This window comes from Rhizorhapis sp. SPR117 (assembly GCF_021742065.1).
The window spans coordinates 1-12,215 of sequence record NZ_JAKKIE010000007.1 but is presented as its reverse complement, the minus strand read 5'-3'; the positions used below and the strand labels follow the sequence as shown (position 1 = coordinate 12,215).

The window sequence follows — 12,215 nt, the reverse complement described above, 5'->3', positions numbered from 1 at the left end:
GGTCAGATCCCCATGTCGAGATCGTCGCCGTCGCGCCCGGCCGCAAACCCCTGGCGCAGCTCGATGAGGGTCTGATCTTCGACTTGGGGCGCCGGTGAGACGGCGCCGCGGGCATCGCGACGATCACCCTCGCCCCGCGTCGTCGCAGCCTGCTCGCCATCCTTCCCGAGCGCCTTGTCGCCCGCCCGGGTTGCAGGGGTCGATTGCTCGTTCTTGTCGTCATTGCGCTGGGTGGCACGAGCCGGGTCGGCGCTCTCTTCCTCGGATGGTGTCTGGAGGATCCGCGCCGCCATTTCCTTGGCGACATTGCTCGCCTCGGCCACCTCGTCGATGATCTGCGCGGCACCGTCGCGGCCGCCCGCCTCGTCACCTTCTTCGCTAAATGCTTCCTCGCCGCGCCTGGAGCGAACGGGCTGCATCGAGGGGCGCGGCATGAAGCCGCGCGCGACCTCGGGATAGTCCTTCCACTCGAGCAGGATCCGCGCAGCCGGAAAGCCGTCCGGGAATTTCACGAAGCCGTGCATCGAGGGCAGGTTCGTGATGTCGTCGGCAATGACGAGAGGCTCCACCTGCTTGCGCGGAGTTAGCGTCGAGGCGTCGCGGTTGTTGTTGTAGCCGTAGCTGTAGGCCTCATCCATCTGCCGCACTTCGCGGTTGCCGATATATTGCGAGCACTCCTCGGCGGTCTTCAATTCGCTGGTCGCAAGGATGAGCTTGGTGCGTGCGAGCGAAGCGAGATTGCGGGCGCCTTCTTCGCCGTAAACCTCGACCAGCTTCTGGAAACTGTGGAGCCCCAGGATCATCGCGCCGCCGAAATTGCGTGCGGTCTGAAGGCCCTTCTCGATCGCGGGCAGCCGGTGGAGCGCGCCGACCTCGTCGAACATGAACCAGGTGCGCAGCGAGCGCGTGCGCGGCAGCGTCATGAGGCTGGTGATGGCGAGGTTCATCCACAAGGTCAGCAGCGGCTTGTTCATCTCCAGATCGTCGTAGTCGGAGGTGACGAAGAGGATCGATCCGGGCGCCCGGTCGACGGTCATCCACTGGCGGATCGAGAACTGCTCGCCCTCGTCGGGGAGGAAGCGAAGAACCTGCGCGTTGGTGTTGAACACGGCGCGGATCGATTCCGCCATGCGGGCGGCTTCCGGGGCGGTCAACGGGTCGGCGATGGTGTTGGCAAGGAACCGGTGAACGCGCTTCAGGTCGGCCGTCATCAGGTTTTCGGAAAGAGCGAGATTGCTGGTCTGGCCGCGCTCAGCCAAGCGGACGCACATCTCGATGAAGAGCGTGCGCGCAGCAAGGGCCCAGAAGGGTTCGGAAGAGCCACCATCGGACGGGATCAGCGCCGCGGCGGCGGATGTGAAATGGCTGTAGGTCGAGCAGTCGTTGAAGATCGACCAGGCCGGGCAGCGCTGGTCCATGGGGTTGAGGATTGTATCACGGGCCGGATCGTAGAAGGCTTCGACATAGGCGCCGGTGAGGTCGAAGATGACCGCATTGTCCTGGCGCTGGCGCATCTGGGTGACGAGGCTTCTGAGTTCCGTCGTCTTCCCCGCGCCGGTCGTGCCGATGAGCATCGTGTGGGACTGCTCGAGGCGGTGCGGATAGGGGACGCCGGCGAGGGAATAGGGATGATGGATCCCGCCTGCCTTTCGCTCGGAAAAAGGCAGACGGAGCACGGCAGCCTGGCTCAGCCGGGGGAAGAACTGGCGCGCATCTTCGGCGAATTTGGCGGCATTGTGCTGGGCGATTTCGGAGACGAGGACGGCGTAGTCGACCAGCATGGCGCCCCGCTCGTGGCGTTCCTGAAGGATCGTCTTGCCGCGCCTGCGGGAGATGTCGACGAACCAGATCGCGAGGGGCGTCACGACGAAGATCGAGACAAGGAGCGAGCCGATCAACGCGTGGACCGTGGTGGCCCAGGCCTTTTGGACGGCGGGGATATAGGGCACCGCCGGCATGATGGTTTTGTAGATCTCGCCGCTCGGCAGCGTGACGTTGACGCGCTTGTTCGGATTGAGGTCGACCCAGTTCCAGAGGCCCGCATAGACCTTCATGCAGACGAGCTGGAATCCGTGCTCATCGAGGCGGATCGAGAGGATGATGAACCACGCCAGGAGGAAGGCGAAGAACCACGCCAAGATCGGCAGCTTGGCCCCTGAGAACCACATCAGCATCTCGTGGGTGAGAAGCTGGGAGCCGCGCGTGAAATTGCCCGAGTTTCGCTGCACGCGGCCGCGCGCGCTATGATGGGTCAGCGGGATGTTTTTCCCGTTCGAGCGGATGTCCTCACGCGCCATGATATTGCACCAGGCGCTTGTCGGTTTCGGCGACGAGACGGTCGCGCAGTTCGGGATATTGCTCGCGGATGATGACGTCCAGGGCGAGCTGCTGGAACTCGCTGATCCGGGCGAGCCGGCGCTGGCTGGCGGTCAGGACATCGGAGGATGAAAGGAAGACGTTGAGGGCCGACCGGATGATGTCGGCGACGCTCAGTTTCTGCTCGGCGGCAATCGCGCTGAGGCGGTCCCACTGGGAGCGCTCGAGGCGAATATTGTAGTGCCTGTAACTGGTAGCCAAGACCAACCTCCTAGCAGGGAGGCTGGTGGGGACTGAAGAACGGCTCTATTTATAGCGCTCGGGCCGGTCACGGGCAAGTTGATCGTCATGCCCCCTCCCCTCGTAGTCTCGCATACTACGCCGAAATAGCCGATTTCCGCCGATTTCATGCGCCGCCATTGCCGTACTACAACATACTCTCCCTTCCTTCCGCGCTAACCCGTTGTGTAACAACGGAAACCCTGCACCTTCAGGTGCGTAGGGTGTGCTAATCCTTGGAGACTATTCCTGGTCCTAGGCCTGTGTGGAGGTGGTTGGAGATGCCCGTAGCCGGGTCCGGCTGGGCATGGGTCCGCCGGCAGGCGGAAGCGGGAAAGAGAAATCCCGGGCGAGTTAGCCAGCGTGTAGATATCGCAGGGGCTCGTAGTCACCAGCGATTAAGGCGCGACGAATTGGCGGTCGATGATCGCTGCGGTTGCATCAGCCAGGCGAGGATCGTCACCCGGATGGGCGGAGACGAGGCGACAGCCTTGGGTCCGTGAGCTTAGGTTGCCGGCGTCCCATAGGGGCGTCGGGAGCCTTAGCGAATAGAGCCGTCATCGGGCGTCAGCTCGATGCGCCCAACCCCGATTCTTCTTCTTCCGACGTGAGGAGGCTGGCGTTATAGTCGGCATGTTCATGGCCCGATCAGCTTTGAACAGAGGCACTTATGGCAAAGACATTGGAACAGGAGCGCGCGGCATTCGAAGAAGATGCACGGCGATTGGAGGACCGGCGCAAAAGGCTTGAAGAGCGCGAGCGCGAGCAGGCCATATCGGCAGTCGAAAAGGCGGGCCTGCTGAAGCTAGATATCAAGCGCCTCGCAACGCTGGCCGAGCGGATCAAATCGCTCGGGATCGACGACGTCGAGAAGCGGCTGCGGGTCTGAACCCGGCCTGCCGCGGCAACGCCGCGGCACGGGCATAGGGGGTTCGATGCCCCCTATGCCCGTATTCCCCAGAAGCAAAAAAAGGGAGAGGCGTCACGCGCCCCTCCCCTGTCGGCGGTCTCAGAATTCGTCGAGGATCCCGCCCGGCGCGGTGTAGACGATCCGGTCGATCAACGTCTGAGTGAGGTTATCATAATCGCCCTCGTCGATGGCGAGGTATCCCAGCTCGGCGTCCTCGATGACGTGCTGATCGAAGTAGCTGTGTAGTGCCCGGCGTTCGGCGCTGGCGACCGCTGCGAAGTAGGCGGCGTTGTCGGCGGCGGCGGTGTTCGTGATCGTCTGCATGGTCGTCTCCTGTCTGTCTTGAATGACAGGGGAAGGCGCGTCGGGCGGGCGAGGTCGGGTCAGGGATCGCCGGCTCGCCGGCGACCGCGAAGCGGCGGTGGGGGTCACGATTTTCTTCGGCGGCCACCAGACGCCGAATGCTGTGCGCGGCGCTAGATCCGCCGAAGAAAATGGTGGGGCCCCGCCGTCCTTGAGGCGGCCTCGCCCGCCCGACAGAATGGGAAGACTGTGAGAGATTTCCCCTCTGGTTCGGGAGACGCGGGCAATGCGTAGCGGCGTGCGGACCGAAGGTCCGCGCGGCACGCGAGCGAGCCCGTGGATCGGTGCCGGAAGAGGAATGGGACCGGCGTGTCGCCGGCCCCTAGCGGTTCGCTCAGGGATGCCGTCCGCAGTGGCAATAGGCCTCGTCGATGCCGCTGACGGAACAGAGGCCGGGTCCGAACCCCGCATGCCGTTCGTCTTCGTCCTCGACATAGCCGTGGTGCAGCGCGATCGCGATGGCGGCGGGTCGGAGGTCCGGGTCAAGGTCCTCGATGTAGGACTGGCAGGCGTCGGAGAAGCGGATCGCGTAGAGTTCGTAACTGGCGCCCGCCGTCTCACGGATGGCTGCGCCGGCAAGCCGCTTGGCATCGAGACGGAACTGCGTCAGCGCCACGGAATCCGGGGTGTCGAAGAAGTGATATTCCTGCGCGTCCTCCGGGTGCGGCTGATAGCCCTCATCGTCGAGTGTGTCTTCGGGGGCGCGGGGCACGTGCGGCTTGCCAACCTTGTACAGCGTATTGCAATTCGGGCAGCAAGCGGCCCCCTCGCAGAAGTCGTAATCTTCGGCCGTAAAGGGGGTGGCGCAGGACGGGCAGATGGGTCCGCTGAAGAGGGCCGAGAGGGATTGGTCGAGATTGTCCATAGAAGCCTCCATCGAATGATGCGCTCCTCACCTCGATCAGATGAGGATGGGATCATCGCGACGCGGTGTTGAGGTAGTCAGGGACGGCGAAGCCGCCGCGTCAGCGGGCAGTGGGGGAGCCGATTTTGGTGTCGCGCAGCAGCGCGGAGCGGCGGCAAAATTGGGGGCACCGCTGATCCTTGACGGCCGATGGACACCCAGCGTCATACTTTGGCGATGAAGCCTCTGTCTGATGCCGAGATGTAAGAGCGCATTGCTTTGCCCCTGACCGCCGGAACGGTGGGCAGGGTTAACAGCAAAGCGCTCTAGTGTCGTCCGATCGAGCGATCTCGCGGCGCGGCTCCACATGGATTTCCGGAAGCGGTTTGGAAGCTGAGGGTGGTCGGTCGGGACGGCGATCGGCTGCTTCGCCTTGGTCTCTTGATACGTCTGTGTTAGGCGCATGACCGCGCCGCAATGGCCGTGGCGCCGGGACTGGTAATCCCGTCGAGAAGGCAACTCGGTGTGATCTCACGCCGGGGTGCCTGCGCATATGTCCAGGTGCCCCGGCACTAAAAGCGTAGGCGCATGTCTCGACGTGTTACCAGCCCCGGCTCCCGCGCCCTGGCGCGGGAGCTGATTGGCGAAGAGCGCTCCGAATTGCTCCCTGAACAATGTCGCGCTCAGGATGGGCGATATGGAGCTTTACGAGAAGGAGCCGACGGTCACGCGGGCGATGGCATTGGCGCTTATGCGGCAGGCACAGGAATATCTCTTGGCGATCAAGGAAGAGGAAGCGTCGAGCCATCTGCAGCGCGCGGTCGACACGCTCTTGAAGACGAAGACCGCCGGATCGGCATAGGCCAAGGCAGCGATTAGAGATGCGCCGCCGCGCGGTGCGACATGCCGTTTCCCGGTGGACGGCAAGGGCGGGGATTAGGCCCATTCCAGTCGGGAGCTGTCGTCGGCGTGGGCCGTCGCGAGGAGCCGATCGAGGCCTGCGAGATAATGCGACACGCCGTGCTCGGCGGCGTTTTGCCGAACCGCTGGATTGGCAAGTCGCTCGCGCACGGCATCGATGGGGAGTTCGCCGACGCTGTCGGGGCGCAGGCCGAGGCCTTCGAGCAATGCATAGGCATTGCCGTTGGCAAGGTTGAGTTCGACACCTGGATCCGAGGTGAGTGCAACCGCCATGACGATCGTGCCGGAGTCACCGCGATAGATGCTCACCCGCCGGGACCGGAACTGTGCCTCTTCGATGACGGTGATTGCATCAGGGTCGAAATTGAAGACACGCGCAACGGTAGCGAGCGCCAGCGGGCAGACGCGGGCTTCGAAGCTATAGGAGAGGAAGTCGTCCGGCTCGAGCAGGACGATGCCGAGGCGTTCGCCCTGCTGGCGCAGAAGCGTCCGGAGGGCGGCGAGCTGGCGTGCGTTGATGGTGGCGCTCGGACGCGGTTGATCGTCAGCGGCCGTGGCGATGCGGAACGTGATGGACATCTCGTCCTCCCTTGTTGAACCACAGCTCTTGCCCCCCTTTTCTTTGGTCACGATGAGAGGGGAGACACCCCTTGCTGCTCGCCTTCGAGCGTGATGACGCTCAGACCCCGCGGCGCGACGGGGCTCGATGCCCCCGAGCGCCGCATCGCCCGCAAAAAAGGGGAAGAGAGGCTCCGGCGGTCGCCGGAGCCTCTCGAGGGTGCGTCAGCGACGACGCTGGCGACCGCCGTTCACCATGTCGCGGTAGTAGTCGTCCTGCGTCCAGGGATCGAACTCGTCGCGGGACTTCGGGAGGTCGGTCTTCGGCTGGGCGAGCCGCGCCTTCACGGTCTCATCGAGCTTGACGACATGGAGCGGCACGCCTGCCTGCCGCAGCTTCTGGGCGAGGTTCATCTGGATGCCCGAGCCTTCGCAGACGACGGCTTCCACCGGCTTCAGGGCCAGCAGCCGGTCGTTGCGCACGAAGGCGGCCTTGGCGCCCAACCGGCGGTCGAGCTTGAACAGGATGACCTTCACGCCGCGCGCTGCGGCCCATGCCTGCGCAATCGCATCGCAGCCCTTGGTCTGGGCGGTCGTTGCGAGGATCATTTCCGGAATGCGCGCCTTGATCGAGTCGAGCCCGCGCCAGAGAACCTCATGGTCTTCCCAGACCTGCCCGCCGGAGAATGTGACGACGGGGCCTTCGGGCGCGAACTGCTCGCGGCGCTCCCGGATGCGGGAAGCGAGATAGTCGCGGGCATCGATCATCGATGCGGTGACACCTCGGGACACCCGGCTGCCGCGGGTCGGCGAATAGGGTCGTCCGGTCTCGACGCGATAGACTTCGGAGGCGTGGTCGCGCATGCACTCCATCGCATCGCGGCACCCTTGCAGCGTCTGGCAGAGAAGCTGGGCGTCTTCGAGCTGCGCGGCGTAGATCTCGCTCGGGTCGAAGCTGCGGGCGAGTTCGCCAAGCTCCTTCGCGGCATCGTCTTCGCGGTCGTTGATGCGCTTCGCGACGACGTGGAAGCTGTTCACGAAGCCCCAGGCGAGATCGGCTGCATAGGGTTCGAGGCGCGTGTCGCGGAACACATCGAACAGCGTCGACATCACCATCTCGACTGCCACACGGGCCTGCTCCGGATCGGGCATGTCGAGCTGCTCGGCCTCGTCGACCGGCGAGAGCTTTGCGCGTTCGTCATGTTCGATGAAAGCGTGTTCGTAGGTGGTGGCGCGGCCGTGGCTGTCGGTCTCGCTGGCGATAAAGCTGGCGAGATCTGCGAAGTTCGAAAAAGACTTGGTCATGTGAGCCTCCATGGGTTCTGGATGTCTCATCCTCGGGATGAGGCCTGGCTCAGGGCATGCGGTGGTCAGGGAGGTCGGGCACGTTAACCGGGAAGCCGGCCGCTCGCGGCCGGACCCGGGTTAACGCCGCCGCGCGGGGAGCGGGGGAACCGATTTTTTCGGGGGGCCGCGCCAGCGGGCGCACGCAAAAATTGGGGGGACCGCTCATGCTCGACGGACCGCCAACCCCGCATGCCACACTAGGCAGACACAAGAGAGGAATAGGAATGGAAACCCTGCCCCGCTCGCCAACCGCAAGTGGGATCGTGACCCGGCAGGGCGGAGACGAAGCCCGCTTCGGCTCCGTGAGCTTAGGCGGGGCTCGCGCGGCACGCGCGGGCGGCGGCTTAGCGAATAGAGCCCCGGTCCCGTCCTTCGCCCGAGCGAAGGGCGGGATGCGCCAACCCTTCTTGGACAGCCCTATCGCAGGACCGATGACCTGGACCTCGCCGGCCCCCCACACCCCGGTTTTCAGACGAAGTCTGATCGATCGGTGAGATGCCGCAGCACAAGCAACTTACGCCGCAGCCAGCACGCAGATGTGACGCGACGCGACATTCGCCTTGAACCCAATCCGATCAGAGGCGGGTGAGCACGGCAAATGCCCGCGCCGCCGTCGAGGGCGCCGCGCCGCGGGTTTCAGGAGATGCTGGGCGGGCGGCAAGCTCGCCCTCGGCACGGGGCGAGGCCGGCGTATGCCGACGTCGCCGCCGACTTCAGGTTGGCCTGATCCACTCGGCGGCGAGCTGCCATCCAAGGATGTCGCTGCCGCTGTCGCCGATGGCATCGCCGGAGATGTCCCGCCAGGGCGAACGCGGCCGGTAGGTCGGCATATAGCATGCGGTCATCAGCTCGAACGTCGCGGAGATATAGCCGCTCAGCCGGATCGCGAGCACCGGCTGGTTCTCGGGCGGCAAGGCACCGAAGACCGAGACGAAGCCCGAGGGGATCGGGTGCAGTGTCGCATCGATCATCGCGCGCGCGAGCCGGGTCTCCAGTTCGCTGGCCTCGCTGCCCCAGGGATGGGCATCGATGTCGAACAGATCGGCGGCGCCGGCCGCGGGCACATAGGAGAATTCGCCGGACCAGCAGCGGCTGTCCGGATTGAGGGCGGCGATATCGTCGCCGAGGCGCGGATCGCCGGTCTCGCCGAGTAGCCAGTCGGCAAGGGCCGGCGTGAGCCGGCCCGAAAGCTTGCGGGCGCACAGCGGGGTCGCATCCAGGTCGGGAAATTCGACCAGCCACCAGGCGAGGCGGTGGTGCATGATGATGCCGAAGCAGTGGTCGGTGGACCGGGCTGGCGTGGATTGTGCGTGCATGAGTGTTGTCCTGTTGGAAGCTGACGGGTCAATGGACCGACCCGTCGTGCGCGAAGATGGAATGGGGGACGATCAGCTGGTGCTCGCTGGCGACCAGCGACCAGGCCGCGGCAAGATCGTCATAATATTCGCAGTCGACGATCGCGTCGGCGCTGGCTTCGCCGAACTGCGCCTGCTCGAAGTCGCGGGCGTGGGCGGCGTCGGTCGCCTCGGTGATCGCCTGACCAAGGCGGGCGGCGATCTCGCGGCGGCCCATGTTGTCGGCCGCACGGCGGATGCGCTCGACCATGCAGGGGTTGGTGGTCTCGATGCCGTGGGCGATGCCGGCGATGTCGTTGAAGCTGGTGAGGGTGAACATCGTGCTCTCCATCGAAAGGTGGAGGGCGGCCGCGCGCGACCGCCCGGAAGGACGGTCAGAGGAATTCGATTTCCTCGGCGACGATGTCGGTGTTGTAGTAGGTGCGCCCGTCGCGCTCGTTGCGGCTGTAGCGGATCTCGCCGACCACCAGGAGCTTGTCGCCCTTCTTCTTGTGGTTGGCGACCGACTTGCCGAGGCCGTTGAAGGCCTTGACCGTGTGGAACTCGTCGTAGGTCTCGGTGTAGCCGTTGTCGTCCTTCTGGACCTGGCCGTCCTTGATGACCGGCTTGGAGGTGACGAGGCTGAAACTGACGCCGCCCTTGCTGTCCGTGCCGAAGCGGGTGATGTCCGAGGTGATGCGGCCCGAGAGAAAAACCTTGTTCATGGCCTGATGCCTTTCGCGTCTCACGCCAGCGGGCCGATCCCGCTGGGATGAACAATTGCGAAGGCCCGTGATCGAGGGGACGCCGCACCCGAGCGCCCGCGAGGGGAAACCCCCATTTTTCGAGTGGTGCGGGCAGAGGCCGCCAGGCCTCAACACGGTCGGGAAATGGCGGGTTGCGGGGGCCCCGCACGGGCGTAGCGTTCATCCACTCAAGCGGGTGGCCCACCGGCGATATCGAAAAGGCCCGCGCCATGGACGGTTTCACTCGGAGTCAGCCGAAGCGAGACACCTGCCCTGCACGGCTGCGGCGCGTCTGACTTTCGACCGCGCCCAAGGGGTCTGGGGACGGCCTCGCGTGCGGGATCGACTTGGCTCGGCGTCCGGGACGGCGAGATGCCATCAGGTCATACCCGGCAGCGGTCGGCGAGTGCCAGGCACGAGGAAGGGCACGGCGCTGGATCGTGCGGCAAGAGGACAGCGCGCCGCGGAACGGCGACAGGTGCGCCGGCTCGAGCGATATCAGCGGTTGGCGGGCAGAGACCTCGGCGACGCTTCCTGCGGTCGGGCCGGCCTGCTCGCCGCCAAGATGGCGGCTCGATGTGGCCTATCAGCGCGAGGAAAGTCCGGCAGAAACGGTGAGCGCTATCTACCTCAGACGGGCGAGCGCGCCGGGCGGTGTCCCGCGGAACAGGGAGATCGAGCCAGCGCCGGTCGCGGCGACCAGGAAGAAGCCGCCCGCCATGGTCGCGTTCTTCAGGATTTCGATCACATTGCCATGTGCGCTTGCTTCGCCGTTGCGAGACACCGAGCCCGAGCAGGATGCCAACCGTGTGGACGGGATAGCCGCTGACGATCGCGAGGGCGCCGATGAGCTCGGAAAGGCCGACCAGATAGGCGAAGAACAGGGGGTCGGGCGCAAGTTCGGGAACGAGCGCGGCCGCGCCGCCCATGAGCTTCATTGTGCCCGAGACGATGAAGGGGTTGCCGAGGAACAGGGGAAGAGGCTTGCCCACAGAACAAAAACAGGGCCTGCCTCGCGGGGAATGTGCGAGGCAGGCCCTCAAGGGTCGTGCCCGGCCGGGAGGGGACCGGACACGTCGGGGACCATTTTGGAGGGGAAAGGAGGCGGCGAGACCAGGTTCGGGCCGTGATCGCATTGAGCGACCGCGCCGCGGTCAAAGGGTTCAATCGGTCAATGCGGAAAGCATGCGCGGCGCCGAGGCCGATCCGATCGCGCTTGTGAGACGCGTCGCATGGGAAATAGAGGCCGCCGTTCCGAGCCATTCCAGAGAGCCATCGTGGCGTTCGGCATAAATGGCGTAAGAGGCGGGGACTTCGTCAGCGTCCTGCACGAGGGCATGTTCGCCGGGCGCGTCACGCAGCCCCGCGATTGTGATCTGGCGGCTCCATGCGAGAGGAACGGGACGAAGCTCGCCGCCAGAGGGCGACGTGGGAAAGCCCTCGGACCATCCTGGACAGCGCTGCTCCACGAAGTCGATTGCGGCGGCGATCCGGTCGTTGGTATCGCCAGGGGCAAGGGCGAGACAGGCGGGCGCGGTCGCGATCATATCCGCCAGCTTCGCCGTATAGGTCTCGAACATCGCATCGCTCTGGAGCCGCCCTCTTCGGGAGGCACGGGCCTTCCTCCGTCAACACGATTTGCAGTTCGTGAAGCGCCGCGAATGCGAGGCCGGACGCGTGTGCGGTGGTGAGGTCGGGCCGGTCGAAGATGAGGTCGTAGGGCTGGCCTTCCGGATCGGCATAGGCCTGGTCGAAGGTCAGGGGCGAGATCGATTCCCAGGTCTCTCGGGAGATCCCGCGCGCATCGACATAATAATCGGGCGCGGGAAGGCCCAGACCCGCATCGAGACCATCGAGGCGCAGACGGGAAAGCTGGGCCCGTTCGCTATCCGGATGCTCTTGGCGTTCCAGCAAGGTCGCGAGATCGGTCTGGTCGAGCGCGATCCAGTGCGGGGCCGACGCGCCGTCGCGCGGAAACAGGCCACGGAGCTGGATCAGTCGCTCGATCTGCGAGGCGTCCTGCAGGTCATAGGCCTCGCCGAGGATTTCTGCGGCGATGTGGTGCCAGAGGTGCCAGGGATAGCTGCCGAATGGCACGACATGGCGAGCGACCAGACAATCGTCATCCAGCATGCATTCGCGGCTGCCGTCACCGGCCCAGAACTTGCCCACGCGGTCCTCGGCGGAAACGATTTCAGCGCTGGTGAGTGCGACGTAGTCGGCAGTGAGACCGCACAGATCGTGGGGCGATCGGGTCGGGACGCTGTCTTGCGCAAGTGAAGGCATGTGGGAATCCTCGCTGATGGTCGACGCGCGGGCGTGTTGTCAAAAGAAACAGGGCCCGCCTCGCGGCGTGCGAAGCGGACCCTTCAAGGGGCCGCGCCCGGAGGCTGGGCGCGGCGTGGGGGAGATGGATCGCGTCAGGCGGTCGCGTCGGCGGTTTCGGCCGGATCGGCGGCCTCGGAACCGCGCTGCTTGCGCTGGCGGCGACCGCCTTCCTGGGGCTCACCACCGAAGGCATGTTCGGCGGAGGACTGGCCGAGGCCGGCCTCGGTGCCCTGGGTGGCGGGGCCGGCGGTCTCGTCGGCGCCGGGCAG

General features: G+C 65.3%; 14 protein-coding genes. 3 read left to right on the top strand and 11 right to left on the bottom strand.

Annotation, left to right across the window (positions count from 1 at the left end; all coding sequences use genetic code 11):
* Window positions 1–2: 2 nt before the first annotated feature.
* Both L3X40_RS04400 and L3X40_RS04395 read right to left on the bottom strand, forming a co-directional pair.
* Entirely contained in the window at window positions 3–2,297 is a 2,295-nt protein-coding gene (locus L3X40_RS04400; protein ID WP_100239901.1) for a type IV secretion system DNA-binding domain-containing protein, read from the bottom strand.
* Window positions 2,287–2,577 carry a hypothetical protein gene (locus L3X40_RS04395; RefSeq protein ID WP_062769721.1) on the bottom strand — a complete coding sequence of 97 codons (291 nt, stop codon included), beginning with the start codon at window positions 2,575–2,577 and terminating at the stop codon, window positions 2,287–2,289. The genes L3X40_RS04400 and L3X40_RS04395 overlap by 11 nt, the downstream gene beginning before the upstream one ends.
* A 688-nt stretch (window positions 2,578–3,265) precedes the next feature.
* Here L3X40_RS04395 and L3X40_RS04390 point away from each other — a divergent pair.
* Window positions 3,266–3,484 carry a hypothetical protein gene (locus L3X40_RS04390; protein ID WP_237364575.1) on the top strand — a complete coding sequence of 73 codons (219 nt, stop codon included), beginning with the start codon at window positions 3,266–3,268 and terminating at the stop codon, window positions 3,482–3,484.
* Between the two features lie 120 nt (window positions 3,485–3,604).
* On the opposite strand, the gene L3X40_RS04385 is transcribed toward L3X40_RS04390, so the two are convergent.
* Window positions 3,605–3,829, bottom strand: coding sequence for a hypothetical protein (locus L3X40_RS04385; RefSeq protein WP_047867151.1), 225 nt, complete (start codon window positions 3,827–3,829; stop codon window positions 3,605–3,607).
* A gap of 373 nt (window positions 3,830–4,202) precedes the next feature.
* Window positions 4,203–4,733, bottom strand: coding sequence for a hypothetical protein (locus tag L3X40_RS04380; RefSeq protein ID WP_053058606.1), 531 nt, complete (start codon window positions 4,731–4,733; stop codon window positions 4,203–4,205).
* A gap of 676 nt (window positions 4,734–5,409) precedes the next feature.
* Between L3X40_RS04380 and L3X40_RS04375 the strand changes: the two genes are divergently transcribed.
* On the top strand, window positions 5,410–5,574 hold the full coding sequence (locus L3X40_RS04375) for a hypothetical protein (protein ID WP_156447998.1): 165 nt from the start codon (window positions 5,410–5,412) through the stop codon (window positions 5,572–5,574).
* A 74-nt stretch (window positions 5,575–5,648) separates the two neighbouring features.
* Here L3X40_RS04375 and L3X40_RS04370 read toward each other — a convergent pair whose 3' ends face one another.
* The 7 genes from L3X40_RS04370 to L3X40_RS04340 all read right to left on the bottom strand — a co-directional run bounded on the left by L3X40_RS04370 (window position 5,649) and on the right by L3X40_RS04340 (window position 11,198).
* Entirely contained in the window at window positions 5,649–6,212 is a 564-nt protein-coding gene (locus L3X40_RS04370; protein WP_047867042.1) for a hypothetical protein, read from the bottom strand.
* A 204-nt stretch (window positions 6,213–6,416) separates the two neighbouring features.
* Complete coding sequence (locus tag L3X40_RS04365) at window positions 6,417–7,496, bottom strand: DUF2493 domain-containing protein (protein ID WP_066764089.1); 1,080 nt, start codon at window positions 7,494–7,496, stop codon at window positions 6,417–6,419.
* Window positions 7,497–8,251: 755 nt separating this feature from the next.
* Window positions 8,252–8,854, bottom strand: a complete 603-nt coding sequence (locus L3X40_RS04360) for a hypothetical protein (RefSeq protein ID WP_125964387.1) — start codon at window positions 8,852–8,854, stop codon at window positions 8,252–8,254.
* Between the two features lie 28 nt (window positions 8,855–8,882).
* Window positions 8,883–9,212 carry a hypothetical protein gene (locus L3X40_RS04355; RefSeq protein WP_237364574.1) on the bottom strand — a complete coding sequence of 110 codons (330 nt, stop codon included), beginning with the start codon at window positions 9,210–9,212 and terminating at the stop codon, window positions 8,883–8,885.
* A 55-nt stretch (window positions 9,213–9,267) separates the two neighbouring features.
* The gene (locus L3X40_RS04350) at window positions 9,268–9,597 is read right to left on the bottom strand and encodes a single-stranded DNA-binding protein (RefSeq protein ID WP_125964385.1); all 330 of its coding nucleotides are present in this window, start codon (window positions 9,595–9,597) and stop codon (window positions 9,268–9,270) included.
* A 404-nt stretch (window positions 9,598–10,001) separates the two neighbouring features.
* Window positions 10,002–10,610, bottom strand: a complete 609-nt coding sequence (locus L3X40_RS04345; protein WP_237364573.1) for a DoxX family protein — start codon at window positions 10,608–10,610, stop codon at window positions 10,002–10,004.
* A 171-nt stretch (window positions 10,611–10,781) separates the two neighbouring features.
* Window positions 10,782–11,198, bottom strand: coding sequence for a hypothetical protein (locus L3X40_RS04340; RefSeq protein ID WP_237364572.1), 417 nt, complete (start codon window positions 11,196–11,198; stop codon window positions 10,782–10,784).
* A gap of 67 nt (window positions 11,199–11,265) precedes the next feature.
* On the opposite strand from L3X40_RS04340, the gene L3X40_RS04335 reads away from it, so the two are divergent.
* Window positions 11,266–11,898: a hypothetical protein gene (locus L3X40_RS04335; RefSeq protein ID WP_237364571.1), complete on the top strand. Its 633-nt coding sequence runs from the start codon at window positions 11,266–11,268 to the stop codon at window positions 11,896–11,898.
* The last annotated feature ends 317 nt before the right edge of the window (window positions 11,899–12,215 follow it).

Excerpts from the sequence above, each read along its gene's own strand:
- L3X40_RS04400 (WP_100239901.1), bottom strand. The coding sequence starts at position 2,297 with ATGGCGCGTGAGGACATCCGCTCGAACGGGAAAAACATCCCGCTGACC.
- L3X40_RS04390 (WP_237364575.1), top strand. The coding sequence starts at position 3,266 with ATGGCAAAGACATTGGAACAGGAGCGCGCGGCATTCGAAGAAGATGCA.
- L3X40_RS04385 (WP_047867151.1), bottom strand. The coding sequence starts at position 3,829 with ATGCAGACGATCACGAACACCGCCGCCGCCGACAACGCCGCCTACTTC.
- L3X40_RS04380 (WP_053058606.1), bottom strand. The coding sequence starts at position 4,733 with ATGGACAATCTCGACCAATCCCTCTCGGCCCTCTTCAGCGGACCCATC.
- L3X40_RS04375 (WP_156447998.1), top strand. The coding sequence starts at position 5,410 with ATGGAGCTTTACGAGAAGGAGCCGACGGTCACGCGGGCGATGGCATTG.
- L3X40_RS04370 (WP_047867042.1), bottom strand. The coding sequence starts at position 6,212 with ATGTCCATCACGTTCCGCATCGCCACGGCCGCTGACGATCAACCGCGT.
- L3X40_RS04365 (WP_066764089.1), bottom strand. The coding sequence starts at position 7,496 with ATGACCAAGTCTTTTTCGAACTTCGCAGATCTCGCCAGCTTTATCGCC.
- L3X40_RS04360 (WP_125964387.1), bottom strand. The coding sequence starts at position 8,854 with ATGCACGCACAATCCACGCCAGCCCGGTCCACCGACCACTGCTTCGGC.
- L3X40_RS04355 (WP_237364574.1), bottom strand. The coding sequence starts at position 9,212 with ATGTTCACCCTCACCAGCTTCAACGACATCGCCGGCATCGCCCACGGC.
- L3X40_RS04350 (WP_125964385.1), bottom strand. The coding sequence starts at position 9,597 with ATGAACAAGGTTTTTCTCTCGGGCCGCATCACCTCGGACATCACCCGC.
- L3X40_RS04340 (WP_237364572.1), bottom strand. The coding sequence starts at position 11,198 with ATGTTCGAGACCTATACGGCGAAGCTGGCGGATATGATCGCGACCGCG.